23 protein-coding genes are annotated in these 23,178 nt (G+C 70.4%); 4 read left to right on the forward strand and 19 right to left on the reverse strand.

Features of this window, described 5'->3' with window-relative positions:
- Positions 1-8: 8 nt before the first annotated feature.
- The 11 genes from nuoK to BHU15_RS06730 form a co-directional block, all read right to left on the reverse strand.
- On the reverse strand, positions 9-308 hold the full coding sequence (gene nuoK / locus BHU15_RS06680; protein WP_023539425.1) for an NADH-quinone oxidoreductase subunit NuoK: 300 nt from the start codon (positions 306-308) through the stop codon (positions 9-11).
- A complete protein-coding gene (locus BHU15_RS06685; protein WP_069626326.1) occupies positions 305-1,147 on the reverse strand; it encodes an NADH-quinone oxidoreductase subunit J in 843 nt (280 codons plus the stop codon). The genes nuoK and BHU15_RS06685 overlap by 4 nt, the downstream gene beginning before the upstream one ends.
- On the reverse strand, positions 1,144-1,803 hold the full coding sequence (nuoI, locus tag BHU15_RS06690) for an NADH-quinone oxidoreductase subunit NuoI (protein WP_069626327.1): 660 nt from the start codon (positions 1,801-1,803) through the stop codon (positions 1,144-1,146). Before nuoI ends, BHU15_RS06685 begins: the two co-directional genes overlap by 4 nt.
- On the reverse strand, positions 1,796-3,193 hold the full coding sequence (gene nuoH, locus BHU15_RS06695) for an NADH-quinone oxidoreductase subunit NuoH (RefSeq protein WP_069626328.1): 1,398 nt from the start codon (positions 3,191-3,193) through the stop codon (positions 1,796-1,798). The genes nuoI and nuoH overlap by 8 nt, the downstream gene beginning before the upstream one ends.
- Positions 3,190-5,712, reverse strand: coding sequence for an NADH-quinone oxidoreductase subunit G (locus BHU15_RS06700; RefSeq protein WP_069626329.1), 2,523 nt, complete (start codon positions 5,710-5,712; stop codon positions 3,190-3,192). Before BHU15_RS06700 ends, nuoH begins: the two co-directional genes overlap by 4 nt.
- A complete protein-coding gene (gene nuoF / locus BHU15_RS06705) occupies positions 5,709-7,064 on the reverse strand; it encodes an NADH-quinone oxidoreductase subunit NuoF (RefSeq protein WP_023539431.1) in 1,356 nt (451 codons plus the stop codon). The genes BHU15_RS06700 and nuoF overlap by 4 nt, the downstream gene beginning before the upstream one ends.
- Positions 7,064-7,882, reverse strand: coding sequence for an NADH-quinone oxidoreductase subunit NuoE (gene nuoE / locus BHU15_RS06710; protein WP_069626374.1), 819 nt, complete (start codon positions 7,880-7,882; stop codon positions 7,064-7,066). The genes nuoF and nuoE overlap by 1 nt, the downstream gene beginning before the upstream one ends.
- Before the next feature lie 32 nt (positions 7,883-7,914).
- Positions 7,915-9,237, reverse strand: coding sequence for an NADH-quinone oxidoreductase subunit D (locus tag BHU15_RS06715; RefSeq protein ID WP_023539433.1), 1,323 nt, complete (start codon positions 9,235-9,237; stop codon positions 7,915-7,917).
- Positions 9,234-9,929, reverse strand: coding sequence for an NADH-quinone oxidoreductase subunit C (locus BHU15_RS06720; protein WP_247748795.1), 696 nt, complete (start codon positions 9,927-9,929; stop codon positions 9,234-9,236). The genes BHU15_RS06715 and BHU15_RS06720 overlap by 4 nt, the downstream gene beginning before the upstream one ends.
- A gap of 71 nt (positions 9,930-10,000) precedes the next feature.
- A complete protein-coding gene (locus BHU15_RS06725; RefSeq protein WP_023539435.1) occupies positions 10,001-10,555 on the reverse strand; it encodes a NuoB/complex I 20 kDa subunit family protein in 555 nt (184 codons plus the stop codon).
- 19 nt (positions 10,556-10,574) lie between these two features.
- A complete protein-coding gene (locus BHU15_RS06730) occupies positions 10,575-10,934 on the reverse strand; it encodes an NADH-quinone oxidoreductase subunit A (protein WP_023539436.1) in 360 nt (119 codons plus the stop codon).
- 828 nt (positions 10,935-11,762) lie between these two features.
- Between BHU15_RS06730 and BHU15_RS06735 the strand changes: the two genes are divergently transcribed.
- Entirely contained in the window at positions 11,763-12,575 is an 813-nt protein-coding gene (locus BHU15_RS06735) for a C40 family peptidase (RefSeq protein WP_069626331.1), read from the forward strand.
- Positions 12,576-12,806: 231 nt separating this feature from the next.
- On the forward strand, positions 12,807-13,355 hold the full coding sequence (locus BHU15_RS06740; RefSeq protein ID WP_069626332.1) for a GH25 family lysozyme: 549 nt from the start codon (positions 12,807-12,809) through the stop codon (positions 13,353-13,355).
- 24 nt (positions 13,356-13,379) lie between these two features.
- On the opposite strand, the gene BHU15_RS06745 is transcribed toward BHU15_RS06740, so the two are convergent.
- Entirely contained in the window at positions 13,380-14,663 is a 1,284-nt protein-coding gene (locus tag BHU15_RS06745) for a geranylgeranyl reductase family protein (protein WP_069626333.1), read from the reverse strand.
- 146 nt (positions 14,664-14,809) lie between these two features.
- On the opposite strand from BHU15_RS06745, the gene BHU15_RS06750 reads away from it, so the two are divergent.
- Entirely contained in the window at positions 14,810-15,322 is a 513-nt protein-coding gene (locus BHU15_RS06750; RefSeq protein ID WP_069626375.1) for a GNAT family N-acetyltransferase, read from the forward strand.
- Here the strand turns inward: BHU15_RS06750 and BHU15_RS06755 are convergent.
- From BHU15_RS06755 to BHU15_RS06775, 5 genes are all read right to left on the reverse strand, one after another.
- On the reverse strand, positions 15,306-16,004 hold the full coding sequence (locus tag BHU15_RS06755) for a demethylmenaquinone methyltransferase (protein ID WP_079127956.1): 699 nt from the start codon (positions 16,002-16,004) through the stop codon (positions 15,306-15,308). The two genes, BHU15_RS06750 and BHU15_RS06755, sit on opposite strands and share 17 nt — an antisense overlap.
- Before the next feature lie 75 nt (positions 16,005-16,079).
- Complete coding sequence (locus BHU15_RS06760; protein ID WP_069626376.1) at positions 16,080-16,733, reverse strand: imidazolonepropionase-like domain-containing protein; 654 nt, start codon at positions 16,731-16,733, stop codon at positions 16,080-16,082.
- Positions 16,734-16,743: 10 nt separating this feature from the next.
- Entirely contained in the window at positions 16,744-17,943 is a 1,200-nt protein-coding gene (mqnC, locus tag BHU15_RS06765; RefSeq protein ID WP_023539444.1) for a cyclic dehypoxanthinyl futalosine synthase, read from the reverse strand.
- Between the two features lie 88 nt (positions 17,944-18,031).
- The gene (locus tag BHU15_RS06770) at positions 18,032-19,753 is read right to left on the reverse strand and encodes a serine/threonine-protein kinase (RefSeq protein ID WP_069626335.1); all 1,722 of its coding nucleotides are present in this window, start codon (positions 19,751-19,753) and stop codon (positions 18,032-18,034) included.
- Positions 19,754-19,800: 47 nt separating this feature from the next.
- Positions 19,801-20,694 carry a menaquinone biosynthetic enzyme MqnA/MqnD family protein gene (locus BHU15_RS06775; RefSeq protein WP_069626336.1) on the reverse strand — a complete coding sequence of 298 codons (894 nt, stop codon included), beginning with the start codon at positions 20,692-20,694 and terminating at the stop codon, positions 19,801-19,803.
- Between the two features lie 352 nt (positions 20,695-21,046).
- Between BHU15_RS06775 and BHU15_RS06780 the strand changes: the two genes are divergently transcribed.
- Complete coding sequence (locus BHU15_RS06780; RefSeq protein ID WP_003967102.1) at positions 21,047-21,250, forward strand: cold-shock protein; 204 nt, start codon at positions 21,047-21,049, stop codon at positions 21,248-21,250.
- Between the two features lie 98 nt (positions 21,251-21,348).
- On the opposite strand, the gene BHU15_RS06785 is transcribed toward BHU15_RS06780, so the two are convergent.
- Both BHU15_RS06785 and BHU15_RS06790 read right to left on the reverse strand, forming a co-directional pair.
- Positions 21,349-22,155, reverse strand: coding sequence for an ABC transporter ATP-binding protein (locus BHU15_RS06785; RefSeq protein ID WP_069626337.1), 807 nt, complete (start codon positions 22,153-22,155; stop codon positions 21,349-21,351).
- A complete protein-coding gene (locus tag BHU15_RS06790) occupies positions 22,152-23,174 on the reverse strand; it encodes an ABC transporter ATP-binding protein (protein ID WP_069626338.1) in 1,023 nt (340 codons plus the stop codon). The genes BHU15_RS06785 and BHU15_RS06790 overlap by 4 nt, the downstream gene beginning before the upstream one ends.
- Between the last annotated feature and the right edge of the window lie 4 nt (positions 23,175-23,178).

A 23,178-nucleotide genomic window follows, 5' to 3' on the forward strand; every position in this document is an offset into this window, starting at 1 on the left:
GCGACCCCTCAGAGCTTCATCAGGCTGGCGTCGTCGACCGAGGCCGAGTGGCGCGAACGGAACACCGACACGATGATCGCGAGCCCGACGACGACTTCCGCGGCGGCGACGACCATCGTGAAGAAGGCGATGATCTGGCCGTCCAGATTGCCGTGCATCCGGGAGAAGGCGACGAACGCGAGGTTGCACGCGTTGAGCATCAGCTCGACGCACATGAAGACGACGATCGCATTGCGCCGGATCAGCACTCCCGCCGCGCCGATGGTGAACAACAGCGCTGCGAGATAGAGGTAGTTGACCGGATTCATTTGGTGACGCCCTCCTCACGGTCCTCGCGGTCCTCACGGCCGAGGCGGTCCGCGCGGCCCAGTCGCTCGCTCGACCGCTGCTCCAGCGCCTTCAGATCGGCGATGGCCTCACCGGAGACGTCCCGGATCTGACCGCGGTCCTTCAGCGTCTTGCTGACCGTCAGCTCCGAGGCGCTGCCGTCGGGCAGCAGACCGGCGATGTCCACCGCGTTGTGCCTGGCGTAGACACCGGGCGCGGGCAGCGGGGGCAGGTGCTTGCTCCGGACGCGCTTCTCGGACATCTCCCGCTGGGTCAGGGCCCGTTCGGTGCGCTCGCGGTGCGTGAGCACCATCGCGCCGATGGAGGCCGTGATCAGCAGGGCGCCGGTGATCTCGAAGGCGAACACGTACTTGGTGAAGATAAGGGCGGCGAGGCCCTCGACGTTGCCACCGGCGTTGGCGACGCCGAGTCCGGTGAAGGTCGTCAGCGACGCGTTGCCGATACCGGCGATCAGCAGGATGCCGAAGCCGAGGCCGCAGGCGGCGGCCCACCAGCGCTGGCCCTTGATGGTCTCGGTGAGCGAGTCGGCGGCGGTGACGCCGACGAGCATGACCACGAAGAGGAACAGCATCATGATCGCGCCGGTGTAGACGACGATCTGCACGATGCCCAGGAAGTACGCCCCGTTGGCCAGGTAGAAGACCGCCAGGACGATCATGGTCCCGGCGAGGCAGAGCGCGCTGTGCACGGCCCGCCTCATCAGGATGGTGCAGAGCGCGCCGATCACGGCGATCGTGCCGAGGATCCAGAACTGGACGGCTTCGCCGGTCGAGGTGAGGGAAGCGGCGAGCGTGTTCATCCGCCGATCACCTTCTTCGAGGCCGGTTCGTCCTCACCGAAGGTGGAGGCGCTCTCCTGCGGGACCTCACCCTTGGTGTACGCGACCTGCTTGACCGTGCCGGGGGCGGCCTCGGTCACCAGGCCCCGGTAGTAGTCCTGTTCGTCCGTGCCGGGGAAGATCGAGTGCGGCGACTCGACCATGCCCTCCTCCAGACCGGCGAGCAGCTGCTCCTTGGTGTAGATGAGGCTCTCGCGCGAACTGTCCGCCAGCTCGAACTCGTTGGTCATCGTGAGCGCCCGCGTGGGGCACGCCTCGATGCACAGGCCGCACAGGATGCAGCGCGCGTAGTTGATCTGGTAGACGCGACCGTACCGCTCGCCCGGGGAGTAGCGCTCCTCCTCGGTGTTGTCCGCGCCCTCGACATAGATCGCGTCCGCCGGGCAGGCCCAGGCGCACAGCTCGCAGCCGATGCACTTCTCCAGGCCGTCCGGATGGCGGTTCAGCTGGTGGCGGCCGTGGAAGCGCGGCGCCGTCACCTTCTCCGTCTCCGGATACTGCTCGGTCAGCCGCTTCTTGAACATGGCCTTGAAGGTCACGCCGAAGCCGGCGACCGGATTCAGCCGGCGCGCCCCGGGGTCGTCCCCCTTCGAACCTTTGGAAGCGTTGTCAGACACCGTCAGCCTCCTTTCCGTCACTCGCGTCACTCTCAGTATTGGCCCCGCCACTGACAACCAGTTCGCGCTCACCGCGTGAGCGTCGGCGCGGCACGGGCGGCAGGGTCTGCCCGGGCAGCGGGGGCACCGGGAATCCACCGGCCATCGGGTCGAACGGGGGCGGTGGTGGTTCGGCCGCGGCGGCGGCCTTCTCCTTCTTGTCCCGGAAGATGTCGGCGACGAAGGAGAGCAGCAGGATCGCGATGACGGCCCCGGCGACGTACAGGACGATGTCCTGGAAGTCGTAGTTCTCGTTGCGCAGGGCGCGCACGGTCGCCACCAGCATCAGCCAGACGACCGAGACCGGGATCAGCACCTTCCAGCCGAGCTTCATCAGCTGGTCGTAGCGCACGCGCGGCAGCGTGCCGCGCAGCCAGATGAAGAAGAACAGCAGCAGCTGGACCTTGATGATGAACCAGAGCATCGGCCACCAGCCGTGGTTCGCACCCTCCCAGAACGAGGAGATCGGGTACGGGGCCCGCCAGCCGCCCAGGAAGAGCGTGGCGGAGACGGCGGAGACGGTGACCATGTTGACGTACTCGGCCAGCATGAACAGCGCGAACTTGATCGACGAGTACTCGGTGTTGAAGCCGCCGACCAGGTCGCCCTCGGACTCGGGCATGTCGAACGGCGCGCGGTTGGTCTCGCCGACCATTGTGACGATGTAGATGATGAAGGAGACCGGCAGCAGGATGATGTACCACCGGTCGGCCTGCGCCTCGACGATCGCCGACGTCGACATCGTCCCGGAGTAGAGGAACACCGAGGCGAACGCGGCGCCCATCGCGATCTCGTACGAGATCATCTGCGCGCACGAGCGCAGACCGCCGAGCAGCGGGTACGTCGATCCGGACGACCAGCCGGCGAGGACGATGCCGTAGATGCCGACGGAGGCGACCGCGAGGATGTAGAGCATCGCGATCGGCAGGTCGGTCAGCTGCATCGTCGTACGGTGGCCGAAGATCGACACCTCGTTGCCCGCGGGGCCGAAGGGGATCACAGCGATCGCCATGAAGGCGGGCACCGCCGCGATGACCGGCGCCAGGACGTAGACGACCTTGTCGGCCCGCTTGACGACGACGTCTTCCTTCAGCATCAGCTTGATGCCGTCGGCGAGCGACTGGAGCATGCCCCAGGGGCCGTGCCGGTTGGGGCCGATGCGCAGCTGCATCCAGGCGACGACCTTGCGCTCCCAGACGATGGCGACCAGCACGGTCACCATCAGGAACGCGAAGCAGAAGACGGCCTTGAGGGCCACCAGCCACCACGGGTCGGTGCCGAACATCGAGAGGTCCTCGGCGGCGAGGACGCTCTGCGCGGGGGCCGCGCCGATTCGGTCGATGGCGGTCATGCGCGCACCTCCGGTGCGTCGGACTCCGGTGCGTCCGCCGGGGCCCCGGCCTCGGCGGCGCCGATCCGGACCAGCGTGCCCGGCCGGGATCCGGTGTCGGCGAGGACACCGCCGCCGGTCGAGTTCAGCGGCAGCCAGACGACCTTGTCGGGCATCTCGGTGACGCTGAGCGGCAGTTCGACCGTGCCGGCGGGCCCGGTGACGGCCAGGACGCCGCCGTCCTTGACGCCGGTCTCGGCCGCCGTGGCGGCGGAGAGCCGGGCGACGGCGGCATGGCGGGTGCCCGCCAGGGCCTCGTCGCCGTCCTGGAGCCGGCCCTGGTCGAGCAGCAGCCGGTGACCGGCGAGCACCGCCTCGCCCGCGCCCGGACGGGGCAGCGGACGGGAGGACTCGACGGGCGGTTCGGCGTGCGGGCCGTCCCAGTTGGAGAGCCGGTCCAGTTCGCGGCGTACGGAGTTCAGGTCGGGCAGCGCGAAGGGGATGTCCATGGCGTCGGCGAGCATGTGCAGCACCCGCGCGTCGTCCGTGGCCAGCCGACGCGTCATCTGATCGGGCTTGAGCGCCGCCTCGAACATCCGCGCCCTGCCTTCCCAGTTGAGGAAGGTGCCGGCCTTCTCGGCGACGGCGGCGACCGGGAAGACGACGTCGGCGTGGTCGGTGACCTCGCTGGGCCGCAGCTCCAGCGACACCAGGAAGCCGACGGCCGCGAGTGCTTCACGCGCGCGTGCCGGGTCCGGCAGGTCGGCGACCTCGACGCCCGCGACGACCAGCGCGCCGAGTTCGCCGGTCGCGGCGGCGTCGACGATCTGGCCGGTGTCGCGGCCGTGCCGGGACGGCAGTTCCCGTACGCGCCAGACCTCGGCGACCTCGTCACGGGCGCGCGGGTCCGTGGCGGGACGGCCGCCGGGCAGCAGGCCGGCCAGCGCGCCGGCCTCGACCGCACCGCGCTCACCGGCCCTGCGCGGCACCCAGACGAGCTTCGCGCCGGTCGCGGTGGCGGCCCTGGCGGCGGCGGTGAGCCCGCCGGGGACGGCGGCGAGCCGTTCGCCGACGACGATCACCGCGCCGCTCTCGCGCAGGGCGTCGGCGGCGCGGGTGCCCGCGCCTTCGAGGCCGGTCTGCGAGGCGAGCGCGTCGAGCCATTCGGTCTCGGTGCCGGGCGCGGCGGGCAGCAGCGTGCCGCCCGCCTTGGTGAGACCGGGCGTGGCGTGCGTGGCGACCGAGAAGCTGCGCTGCCCGTGCTTGCGGTGGGCCTTGCGCATCCTCAGGAAGACGCCGGGCGCCTCCTCCTCGGACTCGAACCCGACGAGCAGGACGGCCGGGGCCTTCTCCAGCGTCGTGTTCGTGATCCCCGTACCGTCCAGGTCGACGCCGTGTCCGGCGACGTGGGCGGCGAGGAAGTCGGCCTCCTCGGCGCTGTGTACGCGCGCGCGGAAGTCGATGTCGTTGGTGTCGAGCGCGACGCGGGTGAACTTGGCGTACGCGTAGGAGTCCTCGACCGTGAGCCGGCCGCCGGTCAGGACGGCGGCCCGGCCGCGCGCGGCGGCGAGCCCGTTCGCGGCGGCCTCAAGTGCCTCCGGCCAGCTCGCCGGTGCCAGCTCGCCGTCCTCGCCGCGTACGAGAGGAGTGGTGAGCCGGTCGGGCCGCTGCGCGTAACGGAAGCCGAACCGCCCCTTGTCGCAGATCCACTCCTCGTTGACCTCGGGGTCGTCGGCGGCCATGCGCCGCATGACCTTGCCGCGCCGGTGGTCGGTACGGGTGGCGCAGCCGCCCGCGCAGTGCTCGCACACGCTCGGCGAGGAGACCAGGTCGAACGGGCGGGAGCGGAAGCGGTACGCCACCGAGGTCAGCGCGCCGACCGGGCAGATCTGGATGGTGTTGCCGGAGAAGTACGACTCGAAGGGGTCGCCCACGCCGATGCCGACCTGCTGGAGCGCGCCGCGCTCCAGGAACTCGATCACCGGGTCGCCCGCGACCTGGTTGGAGAAGCGGGTGCAGCGCGCGCAGAGCACGCAGCGCTCGCGGTCGAGCAGCACCTGGGTGGAGATCGGTACGGGCTTCTCGAAGGTCCGCTTCTGGCCCTCGAACCGGGTGTCGGACTGGCCGGCGCTCATCGCCTGGTTCTGCAGCGGGCACTCGCCGCCCTTGTCGCAGACCGGGCAGTCCAGCGGGTGGTTGATGAGCAGCAGCTCCATCACACCGCGCTGCGCCTTCTCGGCGACCGGCGAGGTGATCTGCGACTTGACGACCATGCCGTCGGTGCAGGTGATGGTGCAGGAGGCCATCGGCTTGCGCTGGCCCTCGACCTCGACGATGCACTGCCGGCAGGCGCCGGCCGGGTCGAGGAGCGGGTGGTCGCAGAACCGGGGGATCTCGATGCCGAGGAGTTCGGCGGCGCGGATCACCAAGGTCCCCTTGGGGACCGAGATCTCGATGCCGTCGATCGTCAGCGAGACGAGATCTTCGGGCGGGACCGCCGCCTCGCCGCCGCCTGTGGGGGCGGAGGTGGTGACTGTCATGCGTTCACCTCCAGGTGCGCGTGCTGGTCGGCCCACAGGGTGGACTTCGCCGGGTCGAAGGGGCAGCCCTTGCCGGTGATGTGCTGCTCGTACTCCTCGCGGAAGTACTTGAGCGAGGAGAAGATCGGCGCTGCGGCGCCGTCTCCGAGGGCGCAGAACGACTTGCCGTTGATGTTGTCGGCGATGTCGTTCAGCTTGTCGAGGTCGGAGGGCACGCCCTTGCCGGCCTCGATGTCACGGAGCAACTGCACGAGCCAGTAGGTGCCTTCACGGCACGGAGTGCACTTGCCGCAGGACTCGTGGGCGTAGAACTCGGTCCAGCGGGTGACGGCCCGCACCACGCAGGTCGTCTCGTCGAAGCACTGGAGCGCCTTGGTGCCGAGCATGGATCCGGCGGCGCCGACGCCCTCGTAGTCGAGCGGCACGTCCAGGTGCTCGTCGGTGAACATCGGCGTGGAGGAGCCGCCCGGCGTCCAGAACTTGAGCCGGTGGCCCTTGCGCATGCCGCCGCCCATGTCGAGCAGCTGGCGCAGCGTGATGCCGAGCGGGGCCTCGTACTGGCCGGGGCTGGTGACATGGCCGCTGAGCGAGTAGAGCGTGAAGCCCGCGGACTTCTCGCTGCCCATCGACTTGAACCAGTCCTTGCCCCGGTTCAGGATCGCGGGAACCGAGGCGATGGATTCGACGTTGTTCACCACAGTGGGGCACGCGTAGAGACCCGCGACCGCCGGGAACGGCGGGCGGAGGCGGGGCTGTCCGCGCCGCCCCTCCAGCGAGTCCAGCAGCGCGGTCTCCTCGCCGCAGATGTACGCGCCGGCCCCCGCGTGCACGGTGATGTCGAGGTCGATCCCGCTGCCGAGGATGTCCTTGCCGAGGTAGCCCGCCTCGTACGCCTCGCGTACGGCCTCGTGCAGCCTGCGCAGTACGGGCACGACCTCGCCGCGCAGGTAGATGAAGGCGTGCTGCGAGCGGATCGCGTAGCAGGCGATGATCATTCCCTCGATGAGGGAGTGCGGGTTGGCGAAGAGAAGGGGGATGTCCTTGCAGGTGCCGGGCTCCGACTCGTCGGCGTTGACGACGAGGTAGTGCGGTTTGCCGTCGCCCTGCGGAATGAACTGCCACTTCATGCCGGTGGGGAAGCCCGCGCCGCCCCTGCCGCGCAGACCGGAGTCCTTCACGTACGCGATGAGGTCGTCGGGCGTCATGGCGAGCGCCTTGCGCAGGCCCTCGTACCCCTCGTGCCGCTTGTAGGTGTCCAGCGTCCACGCGTCGGGCTGGTCCCAGAACGCGGACAGGACCGGAGTCAGCAGCTTCTCCGGGCTCGTGTCGTTCAACTCGGGTGCTGTGGTCATCACTTCCCCTCCCCGTCTACCGGGCCCGTGGGGTTCGCGGGATCGGACGCCGCGGTCCGCTGCGGCGCGTCGTGCGAGCTGAGGTGCCCGGCACCGGGCTGGGGCGGGGTGTCCTGCGGGGCCGCGTCGCCGCGCGGGCGCGGTGTACGGGCCGGGACGGCCTCGCCCTTGGCGAGCTGGAGACCGATCAGCGAGGCGGGGCCCGCGCCACCGGTGGCGTCGACGGCGCCGGGGCGCTCGTCGGGGAAGCCCGCGAGGATGCGCGCGGTCTCCTTGTACGTGCACAGGGGCGCGCCGCGGGTCGGGGAGACCTGCTCGCCGGCCATCAGGTCGTCCACGAGCCGCTTCGCCGACTCGACGGTCTGGTTGTCGAAGAACTCCCAGTTGACCATCACCACCGGCGCGAAGTCGCAGGCCGCGTTGCACTCGATGTGCTCCAGCGTGACCTTGCCGTCCTCGGTGGTCTCGTTGTTGCCGACGCCCAGGTGCTCCTTGAGCCCGTCGAAGATGGCGTCGCCGCCCATCACCGCGCAGAGCGTGTTGGTGCAGACGCCGACCTGGTAGTCGCCGGAGGGCTTGCGCCGGTACATCGAGTAGAAGGTGGAGACCGCGGTCACCTCGGCGGTGGTCAGCCCCAGCATCTCGGCGCAGAAGCGGACGCCGGTACGGGTGACGTACCCGTCCTCGGACTGGGTGAGGTGCAGCAGCGGCAGCAGGGCCGAGCGGCTGTCGGGGTAGCGGGCGATCACCTCCTTGGCGTCCGTCTCCAGCCGGGCGCGTACATCGGCCGGGTAGTCGGGGGCGGGGAGTTGGGGCATCCCGAGGCTGACCTCGGAATTCGGTGTGGTGGTCACCGGTCGACGCCTCCCATCACGGGGTCGATGGACGCGACGGCGACGATGACGTCGGCGACCTGGCCGCCCTCACACATGGCCGCCATGGACTGGAGATTGGTGAACGACGGGTCGCGGAAGTGGACCCGGTAGGGACGCGTGCCCCCGTCGGAGACGACGTGCACGCCGAGTTCGCCCTTCGGCGACTCGACGGCGGCGTACGCCTGCCCCGGCGGGACCCGGAAGCCCTCCGTCACCAGCTTGAAGTGATGGATCAGAGCCTCCATGGACGTGCCCATGATGTTCTTGATGTGGTCGAGCGAGTTGCCGAGTCCGTCCGGGCCGAGCGCGAGCTGCGCGGGCCAGGCGATCTTCTTGTCGCCGACCATGACCGGGCCCGGCTCCAGCCGGTCCAGGCACTGCTCGACGATCCGCAGCGACTGGCGCATCTCCTCCAGCCGGATCAGGAAGCGCCCGTAGGCGTCGCAGGTCTCGGCGGTCGGGATGTCGAAGTCGTACGTCTCGTAGCCGCAGTACGGGTCGGTCTTGCGCAGGTCGTGCGGCAGACCGGCCGAGCGCAGGATCGGTCCGGTGGCGCCGAGCGCCATGCAGCCGGCCAGGTCGAGATAGCCGACGTCCTGCATACGGGCCTTGAAGATCGGGTTGCCGGTGGCGAGCTTGTCGTACTCCGGCAGGTTCTTGCGCAGGGTCTTCAGCAGCTCACGCAGATGGTCGACGGCGCCCGGGGGAAGGTCCTGGGCGAGGCCGCCGGGCCGGATGTACGCGTGGTTCATCCGCAGGCCGGTGATCAACTCGTAGGCATCGAGAATCAGTTCACGATCGCGGAAGCCGTAGATCATGATCGTGGTCGCGCCGAGTTCCATACCGCCGGTGGCGATGCAGACCAGGTGCGAGGAGAGCCGGTTCAGCTCCATCAGCAGGACGCGGATGATGTTCGCCCGGTCCGGGATGTCGTCCTCGATGCCCAGCAGCGTCTCCACGGCACGGCAGTACGCCGTCTCGTTGAAGAACGACGTCAGGTAGTCCATGCGCGTGACGAAGGTGGTGCCCTGCGTCCAGTTGCGGAATTCGAGGTTCTTCTCGATACCGGTGTGCAGATAGCCGATGCCGCAGCGGGCCTCGGTGACGGTCTCGCCCTCGATCTCCAGGATCAGCCTGAGCACACCGTGCGTCGACGGGTGCTGGGGACCCATGTTGACGATGATGCGCTCGTCGTCCGACTTGGCCGCGGTCTCGACGACCTCGTCCCAGTCACCGCCGGTGACGGTGTAGACGGTGCCCTCGGTGGTGGCACGGGGAGTGGCGTGGGGGGTGGTCATGAGTACGACCTCCGCTGGTCCGGAGACGGGATCTGGGCGCCCTTGTACTCGACGGCGATACCGCCGAGGGGGTAGTCCTTGCGCTGCGGGAAGCCCTGCCAGTCGTCCGGCATCATGATCCGGGTGAGGGCGGGGTGGCCGTCGAAGATCAGGCCGAAGAAGTCGTACGTCTCGCGCTCGTGCCAGTCGTTGGTCGGATAGACCTCGACCAGGGACGGCACGTGCGGGTCGCTGTCCGGTGCGGACACCTCAAGGCGGATCAGCCGGCCGTGCGTCAGTGAGCGCAGGTGGTAGACGGCGTGCAGCTCGCGGCCCTTGTCGCCCAGGAAGTGGACGCCGGACACACCCGTACACAGCTCGAAGCGCAGTGCCGGGTCGTCGCGCAGCGTCCTGGCCACCTGGACCAGATGCTCGCGGGCGATGTGGAAGGTGATCTCGCCCCGGTCGACGACCGTCTTCTCGATGGCGTCGGCGGGGAGCAGTCCCTGCTCCTCCAGCGCCCCTTCGAGTTCGTCGGCGATCTCGTCGAAGACACCGTCCCGGCCGCCGTACGGGCGGCTGGCGGCGCCCGGCAGGCTCACGGTCCTGATGAGACCGCCGTAGCCGCTGGTGTCACCGCCGCCGCTGTCGGTGCCGAACATGCCCTTGCGTACGCCGATGACCTCGGCGGCCTGGCCGCGGGCGGACGGCACACTGCTGCCCGCCTCGTCGGCCGGCTGGTCGTGCTGGTCGTCCGGGGAACTTCCGGATCGCTGCTCGTCGCTCACCGCAGCAGCCCCTTCATCTCGATCGTCGGGAGCGCCTTGAGCGCCGCCTCCTCCGCCTCGCGGGCGGCTTCCTCCGCGTTGACCCCGAGCTTGGAGGTCTGGATCTTCTCGTGGAGCTTGAGGATGGCGTCCATCAGCATTTCCGGCCGCGGCGGGCAGCCCGGCAGGTAGATGTCGACAGGGACGACGTGGTCGACGCCCTGGACGATCGCGTAGTTGTTGAACATCCCGCCGGACGACGCGCAAACCCCCATGGAGATGACCCACTTGGGATTCGGCATCTGGTCGTAGACCTGCCTCAGGACGGGCGCCATCTTCTGGCTCACCCGTCCCGCGACGATCATCAGGTCGGCCTGGCGCGGCGAGCCGCGGAAGACCTCCATGCCGAACCGGGCCAGGTCGTACCGGCCGGCGCCCGTCGTCATCATCTCGATGGCGCAGCAGGCGAGGCCGAAGGTCGCCGGGAAGACGGACGACTTGCGCACCCAGCCCGCGGCCTGCTCGACGGTGGTCAGCAGAAAACCGCTCGGCAGCTTCTCTTCGAGTCCCATTGGTTGCCCCTCCGCGCCTTTAGTCCCATTCCAGACCGCCGCGCCGCCACACATACGCGTAGGCGACGAAGACGGTGAGCACGAAGAGCAACATCTCCACGAGCCCGAAAAGCCCCAGCGCGTCGAAGGTGACGGCCCAGGGGTAAAGGAAGACGACCTCGATGTCGAAAATGATGAAGAGCATCGCCGTCAGGTAGTACTTGATGGGAAAGCGGCCACCTCCGGCCGGCGTGGGAGTGGGCTCGATGCCGCACTCGTACGCTTCGAGTTTTGCCCGGTTGTACCTTTTCGGGCCGATAAGCGTGGCCGCCACCACGGAGAAGATCGCAAACGCGGCACCGAGAGCGCCGAGCACGAGGATTGGCGCGTAGGCATTCACGCTCCTCGCTCCTTCCAGTCGTCCCTGACCGTTGGTCCTCAACCGAGCTTCTGTCTCGCCACCCCGCGAAGATCACGCGTATGTGAGGCAGTTCACAAGCCGGACTGCCCCGCATCTTATGCCTCCCGGTCTGTGACGTGCGACACGGGGTGCGACAACGAGTTTGTGATCTCCACCACCTGACGATCGATCATGCGTCACAGGGGCGTTGGATCAACGAACGGGCAGCGTCCGGTCGGTCACCTGAGGTAACAATGCGGAGAGTCACCGCTGGTCGGAGGCGTGCTGCCCCTATCAAGACAGCACGGAGAGCAGCAAATTGGAGATGGACGCGCGCGGGTGATAGAGGCGCGCGCCACCCGCCCGGGGGAGGTCGGGGGACAGAGGTGGACGGGGTGCGGACGGGGGCGGACGAGGACGGGAACGAACGCGGAACGAGTACGGATCGAGTTCGGGAGCGGGTGCCGGAAAGAGGGAGTACGAGGCACGAGGTCGGGCAGACGCGGACGGGAACGGACGAACACGGATCACGTGCACGCGTTCACGAGCGGCCGGCGGTTCCGCGTTCACCATTCTGTGACCTGTACCACTCCACTCAACCGTCCTAAAAGTGGGGCTTGGCCATCAGAGCGAACGGATGGTAGGTGCTGGGCAATTCGGGCGATTCACCGATTACTGGTGATCACAGCCATGATCACGAGTGACCGTTATGCCCGTTACGGCGTCAATAAAGGCCGCCAGTAAGCGGATTGGCCCATTCCGAACGTAACTGTGGCGCAACACACTTTGCTTGAAGGGAACCCGAATGCCCTGATAGCGATTGTCCTCATGTCCCACACCGCTCACATACCCAGCCACCGGAAGCCCCGCCGAGGCGCGTCGAAAACCGCCATCCGGTCCGGAGTTGCCGGTGGCGTACTCAGCACCATCGCGCTGGCCGGTGCCGCCGCTCCGGCCAACGCCGAGCCGGTCACCGAGACCATCGAGATGCCCACGCTCACCGCCGGTCTCGCCGGCAGCGTCGCCCAGTCGGCCGCCGCCACCCAGCAGGTCGCGGACAGCCTCGACCTGCGCGCCCAGGAGGACGCCGCGGCGACCCACGCCGCGAAGGTCGCCAAGAAGGCCAAGGCCGAGGCCCAGCGCAAGGCAGAGGCCAAGGAGAAGGCCGCGGCTGCCGCTCGCGCCAAGGCCGCCGAGGAGCGCGCCTCGCGCTCCGAGGAGCGCACGACGCTCGCCGCCTCCTCCGGCTCGTCCGCCCCGGCCTCCGACAGCAGCACGCAGGCCACCGGCTCGGCCGCCGCCGTCCTGGCCTTCGCGCGCGCCCAGGTCGGCGACGCGTACGTACTCGGCTCCACGGGCCCGAACTCGTGGGACTGCTCCAGCCTCGTCCAGGCCGCGTACCGCCAGGCCGGTATCGACCTGCCGCGCACCTCGCAGCCGCAGTCGACGGCCGGCACCCAGGTCTCCCTGGACAACCTCCAGGTCGGCGACATCCTCTACTGGGGCGGCGCGGGCAGCGCGTACCACGTGGGGATCTACTCCGGCGGCGGCAAGTTCATCGGCGCGCAGAACTCCGGTACGGGTGTCGTCGAGAAGACGCTGGACTGGGACCCGCCGAGCGGCGCCGTCCGTCTTCTCTGACCGACCGGCACGACCTGCGCCATCAGAACGACCATCACGACCGCACGACCGAAGGGCCGTCACTCCCCCGCCCCGGGGAGCGGCGGCCCTTCGGTCGTGCCGCGCGCCCCCGGACCGTGCTTCCAACGCACTCCCCCGGCGTGGTTGTTCGAGAGTGCGGCGGTGCCGTGGAGGGCATCGGAGAGACAGGGAATCTCTCCCCCCACACGCACCACGCAGGAGGCACCACCCATGACCGTCAACGGCGTCGACGTTTCGTCGTACCAGAGCTCCTCGTTCTCCACGCAGGGCCTGCACTTCGCCATCGTCAAAGCCACCGAGGGCACCTCGTACATCAACCCCCGTATGAACGACCAGGCCTCGCACGCGCGGGAGGCCGGACTCGTCGTCGGCTTCTACCACTTCCTGCGGCCCGGCAGCATGAAGGCGCAGGCGGAGTACTTCGCGGACAAGGCCGCCTCGCGGTCCGGCGACCCGCTGTTCGTCGACTGGGAGGACGCGGACGTCAGTTGCGCCTCCAAGGACGCCTTCCTGGCGGAGCTCAAGCGGCTGCGGGGCGCGGACCACCGCGTCGGGCTCTACTGCAACAGGGACTTCTGGCTCAACCGCGACACCACCAGCGAGGCGGGCGACGCCCTGTGGATCGCGGACTACGTGACGGCGGGCAAGCCCCGGATCAAGGCCGCGTGGAAGTTCCACCAGTACACGGACACCCCGCTCGACACGAACGTCGGCAGGTTCGCGGACGCCGCCGCCCTGCGGAAGTGGGCCGAGGGATGACCCGGCCCACCGCCGCTCACTCTTCTACGACTTGGGCGCGACCTTGCTCAGACCGTTGATGACCCGGTCCATCGCGTCGCCGCCCGTCGGGTCCGTCAGGTTCGCCAGCATCTTCAGCGTGAACTTCATCAGCAGCGGATGCGTCAGCCCCCGCTGCGTCGCGATCTTCATGACCTTCGGGTTGCCGATCAGCTTCACGAAGGCGCGGCCCAGCGTGTAGTAGCCGCCGTAGGTGTCCTTGAGGACCTGCGGATAGCGCTGGAGAGCCATCTCGCGCTGTCCCGGCGTCTGCCGGGACTGCGCCTGCACGATGACGTCCGCCGCGATCTGGCCGGACTCCATGGCGTACGCGATGCCCTCGCCGTTGAACGGGTTGACCAGCCCGCCCGCGTCACCGACCAGCAGCAGGCCCTTGGTGTAGTGCGGCTGCCGGTTGAACGCCATGGGCAGCGCGGCGCCGCGGATCGGCATCGTCATGTTGTCGGGGGTGTAGCCCCAGTCCTCCGGCATCGAGGCGCACCACGCCTTCAGCACCTCGCGCCAGTCCAGCTCCTTGAAGGCGGACGACGAATTGAGGATGCCCAGGCCGACGTTGGAGGTGCCGTCACCCATGCCGAAGATCCAGCCGTAGCCGGGCAGCAGCCGGTCCTGCGGACCGCGCCGGTCCCACAGCTCCAGCCAGGACTCCAGGTAGTCGTCGTCGTGGCGGGGCGAGGTGAAGTACGTACGGACGGCGACGCCCATCGGCCGGTCCTCGCGCCGGTGCAGACCCATCGCGAGCGACAGCCGCGTGGAGTTGCCGTCGGCGGCGACGACGAGCGGCGCGTGGAAGGTGACGGGCGTCTTCTCCTCGCCCATCTTGGCGTTGACGCCGGTGATGCGGCCGGTGCGCGGGTCGATGATCGGCGCGCCGACGTTGCAGCGCTCGTGCAGCCGCGCCCCGGCCTTCTGTGCCTGGCGGGCGAGTTGCTCGTCGAAGTCGTCGCGCTTGCGGACGAGTCCGTAGTCCGGGTAGCTGGCCAGGTCGGGCCAGTCGAGCTGGAGCCGTACACCGCCGCCGATGATCCGCAGGCCCTTGTTACGGAGCCAGCCGGCCTCCTCGGAGATGTCGATGCCCATCCCCACCAGCTGCTTGGTGGCGCGCGGGGTCAGACCGTCGCCGCACACCTTCTCGCGCGGGAACGCGGTCTTCTCCAGCAACAGGACGTCCAGGCCCGACTTGGCCAGGTGGTACGCCGTGGTGGAGCCGGCCGGGCCCGCCCCGACGACGATCACATCTGCGGTGTGTTCGGAGAGGGGCTCGGTCACAGCGGGATCTCCCGAAGACTCGTGGCACCCGGCTGGCGGGTCCCGTTCATGGCGTACCGACGGCTGTGGACATGTTCGGCACTGGACAGGTGCAGTCTATGGGTGCGTATTGATCGACGAGTTGAAGGGCCACCCACGTGAACGACATCACCCGACCGGTCCCCGTCGTACGGCTCCGCGTACCCACCGAGGACGACGCGCGCGCGTGGCACCGGATCTTCGACGACCCGGACGTCATGGAGTTCCACGGCGGGCCCGCGCCGCTCGCCGAGTACGAGGAGTTCACCGCCCGTCAGCGCGCGCACGCCGCCGAACGCGGCTTCTGCCTCTGGACGATGCTCGACGCCGAGGGCGAGGTGATCGGCTTCACCGGCGCGCAGCCGTGGCCGCACACGTCGTTCGGCCCGGTCGGCGAGATCGAGATCGGCTGGCGGCTCGGCCGCGCGTACTGGGGCAAGGGGTACGTCACGGCCGCCGCGCACGCGACGCTGGAGCGGGTACGGGCGGCGGGCGTCTCCACCGTCGTGGCGATGGTCGACGCCCGCAACGACCGCTCGGTGGCGGTCGCCCGGCGCCTCGGCATGGACCTGGAGGAGACGTTCATGACGCCGGTGGGCAAGCGGAAGGCGTACCGCTTCGGGCTCAGACTTCAGCCTTGACGCCACGGTGCAGCGCCACGACCCCGCCGGTGAGATTGCGCCACGCGACCTTCGACCAGCCGGCCTTCTGGAGGAGGGCGGCGAGACCGGGCTGGTCGGGCCAGGCGCGGATGGACTCGGCGAGGTACACGTACGCGTCGGGGTTGGAGGACACACCGCGCGCCACGGGCGGCAGCGCGCGCATCAGGTACTCCGTGTAGACGGTCCGGAAGGGCTCCCAGGTCGGCTGTGAGAACTCACAGATCACGACCTGCCCGCCGGGCTTGGTCACCCGGTACAGCTCGCGCAGCGCGCTGTCGGTGTCCTGGACGTTGCGCAGACCGAAGGAGATCGTGACGCGGTCGAAGACGTCGTCCCGGAAGGGGAGTTTCGTCGCGTCGCCGGCGGTCAGCGGCAGCCAGGGGTGGCGCTTCTTGCCCTCGCGGAGCATGCCGAGCGAGAAGTCGCACGGCACGACGTAGGCGCCGGTGGCGGCGAAGGGCATGGAGGAGGTGGCGGTGCCCGCGGCGAGGTCGAGGATCTTCTGCGCGGGCCGGGCACCCACGGCCCTGGCGACCTCCTTGCGCCAGAGCCGCGCCTGGCCCAGCGAGAGCACGTCGTTGGTGAGGTCGTACTTGGCCGCCACGTCGTCGAACATCGAGGCGACTTCGTGCGGCTGCTTTTCCAGGGAGGCTCGGGTCACCCCTCCATTGAATCAGCCCGCCTCCGGCACGGGCCCGGGGACCGACCGGAGAGACCGCAGAGACCGCCCCGCGCGTTACGCGCGGCGGTGGACCAGGCGGCCGTCGAGGATCGTGGCCACACAGCTCGCCGCGCCCGCCTGCGTCAGGGCGGTGTACGGGGCGGTGGCCGCCGGGACGTCGAAGACCGCGAAGTCCGCCTGGCGGCCCTCGAAGTCCAGTGGTGGCAGCGCGAACGACTCCTCGGGCGGCAGGGCCGCGAACACGTCCAGGGTCGGCGGGCCCGGTGGGGCGGTGGCGCGGGGTTCGATTCCCAGGCCCGAGCGGGCGACGGCGTCCGCCACCGTGGCGCGCCGCAGCCGGCCCGCGACGGCGACCGTGCCGTGGGCCAGCATCGCCCGTACCCCGCGCCGCGCGCTCGCGCCCCAGCGGGACTCGGTCATCTCCAGCGCGGCCAGCGCGGCGCCGGTGAGCGGGCGGGTTCCCAGTTCGTCGGCCTCGCGCGGGTCGGGGTGGTAGGCCCGCTCCAGCAGTTCGGGACCGTACGGATTGCGCAGCCCGGGGGTCAGGACGCCCGGCCACCGGCGGACGCGGGCGGCCGGGTGGGCCGCCGCCAGTTCCTCGTACGGGCCGACGGCCTCGATCGAGTCGCCCGCGACCAGGACGGCGCCGCCCGGCACGGGCGCGCGCCCGGCGCCGGGCAGCAGCAGGTCCGCCCGGTGGATCGTCAGTGCCACGCGGTCAGTTGGCGTCGAGCAGCTTGAGCTCGGGGTGCGCCGTGCCGCCCGCGATCGCCGTGGAGGAGATGTGCGAGACGACGCGCTCGTCGACCGGGTCGTTCGCGGGGTCGTCGTGCACGACGATGTGCTCGTACGTCGTCGTGCGCTGCGCCGGTACCCGGCCCGACTTGCGGATCAGGTCGATGATCTCCAGCCGGTTGGAGCGGTGCCTGGCGCCCGCCGAGGATACCACGTTCTCCTCCAGCATGATCGAGCCGAGGTCGTCCGCGCCGTAGTGCAGGGAGAGTTGGCCGACCTCCTTGCCCGTGGTCAGCCAGGAGCCCTGGATGTGCGCGACGTTGTCGAGGAAGAGCCGCGCGATGGCGATCAGCCGCAGGTACTCGAAGAGCGTGGCCTGCGTCTGCCCCTTCAGCTTGTTGTTCTCCGGCTGGTAGGTGTACGGGATGAACGCCCGGAAGCCGCCCGTCCGGTCCTGTACGTCGCGGATCATCCGCAGGTGCTCGATCCGCTCCGCGTTCGTCTCGCCGGTGCCCATGAGCATCGTGGACGTCGACTCGACGCCGAGCCCGTGCGCGGTCTCCATGATCTCCAGCCACCGCTCGCCGGACTCCTTGAGCGGCGCGATGGCCGTACGCGGCCGGGCCGGCAGCAGTTCGGCGCCGGCGCCCGCGAACGAGTCGAGGCCCGCCGCGTGGATCCGGCGGATCGCCTCCTCCACGGAGACGTCCGAGATCCGGGCCATGTGCTCGACCTCGGACGCGCCGAGGGAGTGGATGACCAGCTGCGGGAACGCGGCCTTGATGGCACCGAAGTGCTTCTCGTAGTACTCCACGCCGTAGTCGGGGTGGTGGCCGCCCTGGAACATGATCTGGGTGCCGCCGAGTTCGACGGTCTCCGCGCAGCGGCGCAGGATGTCGTCGAGGTCGCGGGTCCAGCCCTTGTCGGTGTCCTTGGGGGCCGCGTAGAAGGCGCAGAACTTGCACGCCGTCACGCAGACGTTCGTGTAGTTGATGTTCCGCTCGATGATGTACGTCGCGATGTGCTCCGTACCGGCGTACCGGCGGCGGCGTACGCGGTCGGCGGCGGAGCCGAGCGCGTGGAGGGGGGCCGATCGGTAGAGGTCGAGCGCCTCTTCGGGGGTGATCCGGCCACCCTCGGCAGCGCGGTCGAGGACAGACTGCTGGTCGGCCTTCTCGGTCACCGGGGCGTCACCTTTCGGCGGTGTATCAGGGGAGCTACGGACCGATCCAGCGTACGCCAGGGGTACGGGCCGACCGGCTGCGCCTCCGCTACCGCTTCGTCAGGGTGCCGGTCGGGTTGCCCGCCGCCTCCTCCTTGGAGACGAAGCGCAGATCCCCCTTGTCGGTGAGCGTGAACGTCAGCTCGGCGGCCTCGGTGGTCGTGCACATCCCCGCCCTGCCCTGCCGGTCCGGATCGGTCGACTCCTCGATCCGGATCTCCTTCGCGGTGGCGGACACGAGTGTGCCCACGCCGTAGCACTCGGCCTCCACACCGAGGAGCGAGAGGAAGCTGGTGGAGCGGAGCACCTTGTCGCCCTTGCCGCCCGCGGTGATCTCGACCTCGTAGTCGCCGTGCGGGAGTCCGCTGCGCTCGGTCGTCGGGCCCTTCCAGGTGCCGACGAACTCCTTGGGCACGTCCGCGACGGCCCCGGTCGCCCCGTCGCTGGGGGCCCCGTCGCCGGGGGCCGTGTCGCCGGGGGCCGTCGCGCTCGGGCCGGCCCCCGTCGGTTTGCCCTGGCCGGCCGAGTCGTGGGCGGAGTCGTTGGAGGAGCCGTTCGAGAACTGGTCGAGGAGCAGCGTGCCGCCGAGCGTGACGGCGGCCAGCGCGCCCGCCACGGCGAGGGCGACCGTGCAGCTGATCCTGCGGCGTCGGGGTCCGGCCCGGCCCGCGGTGACGGAGAGGGACATCCGGGGGTCGTCGGAATCCTGGATCCGCGGGGCGGCTCCGGGCACCGGGTGCGCCTGGGCGTCGGGGTACGTCGGCGGCCCGAACTCGCCCAGCGCGGGGCCCACGGCGGGCGGGGGCGTGTCCGGCTCCGGCGGCGTGGGCCAGTGCACCGGCTGCCCGGGAGCGCTCCGTACGGGCGCCGCCGATTCCAGGTCCAGCAGCTGTACGGCGGCCCGGCCGGCCTCGCGTACCAGGGCCTCCGGCAGCCAGCCCGCCTCCACCAGCGGGGCGGCGCCGCCGGGCGCGGGCGTGAGCCGGGCGGCGACCTCCGCCGGGGCGGGGCGCGCGGCCGGGTCCTTGGCCAGGCAGTGGGCCACCAGGTCCTTCAAGTCGCCGTCCAGCGCGTCCAGTTCGGGCTCCTCGTGGACGACCTTGTAGAGCAGCGCGGCGGAGGAGTCGCCGGGGAAGGGGCTCACCCCGGCGGTGGCGTACGCGAGCACCGCGCCGAGCGAGAAGACGTCGGCCGCGCCCGTGACGCCCTTGCCGAGTATCTGCTCGGGCGCCATGTAGCCGGGCGAGCCCACGGAGACGCCGGTGGAGGTCAGCGAGGCGGTGCCGTCGGTGGCGCGCGCGATGCCGAAGTCGATGAGCCGGGGCCCGTCGAGGGCCAGCAGGACGTTCGAGGGTTTGACGTCGCGGTGGACGAGGCCCAGCTCGTGGACCGCGCCCAGCGCCTCGGCGAGCCCGGCGCCCAGCGCCCGTACGGTCCGCTCGGGCAGGGGGCCGTGCGCGGCGACGGCCTGCGTCAGCGAGGGGCCGGCCACATAGCCGGTGGCGACCCATGGCGTGGCCGCCTCCGGGTCGGCGTCGAGCACCGGCGCCGTCCAGGCGCCGCCGACCCGGCGGGCCGCCGCCACCTCGCGGCGGAAGCGGGCCCGGAACTCCTCGTCCAGCGCGAGATGCGGATGGACGACCTTCACGGCGACCGTCCGGCCGCCCCCGGACCTGGCGAGATAGACCCGGCCCATGCCGCCGGCGCCGAGCTTGCCCAGCAGCCGGTACGCGCCGATGGTGCGAGGCCCGTCCGCGTCGAGCGGCTGCATACCCGTCCCCTCCCCGTTCCCGTCCCCCGTGTGCCGCTCCTACCTTCTCAGGAGGGGAGCAACTCGACGTGGGGGTCGGCGGGATAACCGGTCGTGGGTCCGGTCCGGCGGGCGAACTCCCGTACGCCCGCGAGCTGGTCGGGCCCGAAGCGGAAGTCGAGCGTCGTGAAGTAGCGCTCCAGCAGCTCCGCGTCGAAGCTCTCCCAGCGCGCCGCCTGCTCGGAGACCTTGGTGACCTCCTCCAGCGACACGTCACGGGAGGCGAGGAACGCCTGGTGCACCAGGCGTACGGTCTCCGGCTCACGCGCCAGATAGTCCTTGCGCGCCGCCCACACCGCGAAGACGAACGGCAGCCCCGTCCAGTCCTTCCACATCTGCCCGAGGTCATGGACCTGGAGCCCGAGGCGCGGCGCGTCGTGCAGCGAGGCGCGCAGGGCCGCGTCGCCGATCAGGACGGCGGCGTCCGCCTCCTGCATCATCAGACCGAGGTCGGGCGGACACGTGTAGTACTCGGGCGTGACCTTGAACTGCTCGGCGAGCAGCAGCTGCGCGAGCCGTACGGCGGTCCGCGAGGTCGAGCCGAGCGCCACCCGCGCCCCGTCGAGTTCGTCGAGCGGCACCTGCGAAACGATCAGGCAGGACATGACGGGGCCGTCGCAGCCGACCGCGAGATCGGGGAATGCGACGAGGTCCTCGGCATTGCGGAGGAATTCGACCACGGTCACGGGACCGATATCGAGATCACCGCGCACGAGGCGCTCGCTGAGCTTCTCCGGGGTGTCCTTCGTCAGCTCAAGATCGAAGAGCGCTCCGGTTCTGCCGAGGCCCCAGTAAAGGGGGAGGCAGTTCAGGAACTGGATGTGACCGACGCGCGGGCGTACGCGGAGCGGAGCGCTTCCGTCCGCCTCGGGGCGTGCTGTGCTTTCAAGGGAGCTGTCCACAGGGCGAGGCTAGACCCGTGAGGCCGGCCGGGCCGTCAGGGGGTGTCGGACGGGGCGGCGTGCGGGGCTCCCGGCGGGCCCGGGGCGGGCTCCGGGCGGGTCTCCTTCGCACGTCAGGACCCGCGCCGCGTCACCTCGCCGGGGGCCTCTTCAAACGTGGGGGTGAGGTGATCTTTGGGTGATCTTTCCCCCTACCGCTGCCCGTAAGACGCGTGCTAGGCTCGCCGCAAGTTGCAGTTTGGTTTCCCTTGCAGTACAGAGCCTGCGGAGCATGTGACCCGCAGGCTTTTGTAGTTTTCAGACTTGTTTGCAGGTTCTGGAGCAGGGCAACCCTTTGGCCCAAGGAGGGCTTATGGCTACCGGAACCGTCAAGTGGTTCAACGCTGAAAAGGGCTTCGGCTTCATCGCCCAGGACGGCGGCGGCCCGGATGTCTTCGTCCATTACTCCGCGATCAACGCGTCCGGGTTCCGCTCCCTCGAGGAGAACCAGGTCGTGAACTTCGACGTCACCCAGGGCCCGAAGGGCCCGCAGGCGGAGAACGTAACCCCGGCCTAGTTGCCCGGGTCGGTAGATCGCGCACGAAAATAGCAGTACCCAAGGAGCCCTCTCCCCGCATGTCCAGTGCGGGGAGCAGGGCTCCTGCCTTGTGACCCCTACGCCCCCACGACCGCCGCCGGGTCCCAGCCCGGCCGGGGCACCGACGCCAGCAGCCGCCGGGTGTACGGGTGGTCCGGTGCCGCCAACACCCCGTCCGTCGGGCCCTGTTCGACCACGATGCCGCGCCGCATGACCAGCACCTCGTCGGTGATGTGCCGCACCACGGCCAGGTCGTGGCTCACGAAGACCAGCGCGACGCCCGTGTCCCGGCGGATCTCACCGAGCAGTCGCAGGATCTGCGCCTGGATGGACACGTCCAGCGCGGCCACCGCCTCGTCCAGCACCAGCACCTTCGGGTCGACGGCCAGCGCCCGCGCGATGGCGAGCCGCTGCCGCTGACCGCCGGACATCCCGTGCGGACGCGCCCCGGACTCGCGGGCGCCGAGCCCCACCCGGTCGAGCAGCCCGTCGGCCAGTGAGTCGTCGCGCCCGTGCAACCGCAGTGCGGTGGTGAGGCACTGACGGGACGTCAGCCGGGGATCGAGTGAGACGTACGGGTCCTGGAAGACCATCTGGATCTCCCTGGCCCTGGCCAGCCGGGCCGACGCGCCGCGTGGGGTGCGGGTCTCCCGGAGGCGGCCCGCGACCCGTACGGCGCCGGCGTCGGGCCGTACGAGACCCACCAGCATCCGCGCCACGGTCGTCTTGCCCGACCCGGACTCCCCCACGATGCCGAGCGAGCCGCCCGCGGGGACGGTGAAGGACACCGCGTCGGCCGCGGTGAGCCGGCCGCCGCCGGGCATCGGGTACTCCTTGTGGAGTCCGTCGACGGCGAGGGCGTGCTCCTGTCCGGCATCCGTCATCGGACGCTCCCTTCCGTGACCGTGACCGTGTCCGTATCCGTGGCCGTCGCCGTGGCCGCGCCTGTGACCGGCAGCCTGCGGCAGGCCGCCGTACCGCCGCCGTCCAGCGCGACCGGCTCCGGCCGCCACGTCTCGCACGCGGCCTCCGCCCACGGGCAGCGCGCCGCGAACTCGCAGCCGGTGAAGGCGTCGGCGAGCGAGGGTGGCCGGCCGGGGATGGGGCGGATCTCGCGCGTCTCCGTGTCCAGCGTCGGGGAGCAGTCGAGCAGCCCCCGCGTGTACGGGTGCCTGGGCCGGGCGAACAGGTCGTCGGCGGACCCTTCCTCGACGACCCGGCCCGCGTACATGACGTACACGCGATCGCAGTAGGCGGCGGCCAGTTGGAGGTCGTGGGTGATGAACAGCATCCCCGGCGTCCGGTCACCGCCGGAGGTCCGCAGGGACCTCAGCAGCGCCAGGATCTCCGCCTGCGTCGTCACGTCCAGGGCGCTGGTCGCCTCGTCGGCGAGCAGCAGGCGCGGTTCGGCGGCGAGCGCGCCCGCGATGACGACGCGCTGGAGCATGCCGCCGGACAGTTCGTGCGGGCGCTGCCGTACGCGCCGTTCCGGGTCGGACAGGCCGACGGCGGCGAGGAGTTCGACCGCGCGGGCTCGCGCCGCCCGCTGGTCGAGCCCCGCCCCGCGCAGCCGCTCGGTGAGGAAGTCCCCGACGCGCCGCACCGGGTTGAGGGCGGAGCGCGGGTCCTGGTGGACCATCGCGACCGTACGCGAGCGGTGGGCGCGCAGGGCATCGCCGGTGAGGGACAGGACGTCCGTCCCGTCGACGGTGATCCGGCCGGTGGCCGTGGCGTCGCCCGGCAGCAGACGCAGGGCGGCGTTGGCGGTGGTGGACTTGCCGGAGCCCGATTCGCCGACCAGGCCCACGACTTCGCCGCTCGCCACCCGCAGGGTGACGTCGGTGAGCACGGGCCGGGCGGTGCCCGGGAGCCGGACGGTCAGGTGCTCGATGTCGAGGAGCATGCGG

This window comes from Streptomyces niveus, from assembly GCF_001723055.1.
Lineage (GTDB): Bacteria > Actinomycetota > Actinomycetes > Streptomycetales > Streptomycetaceae > Streptomyces > Streptomyces niveus.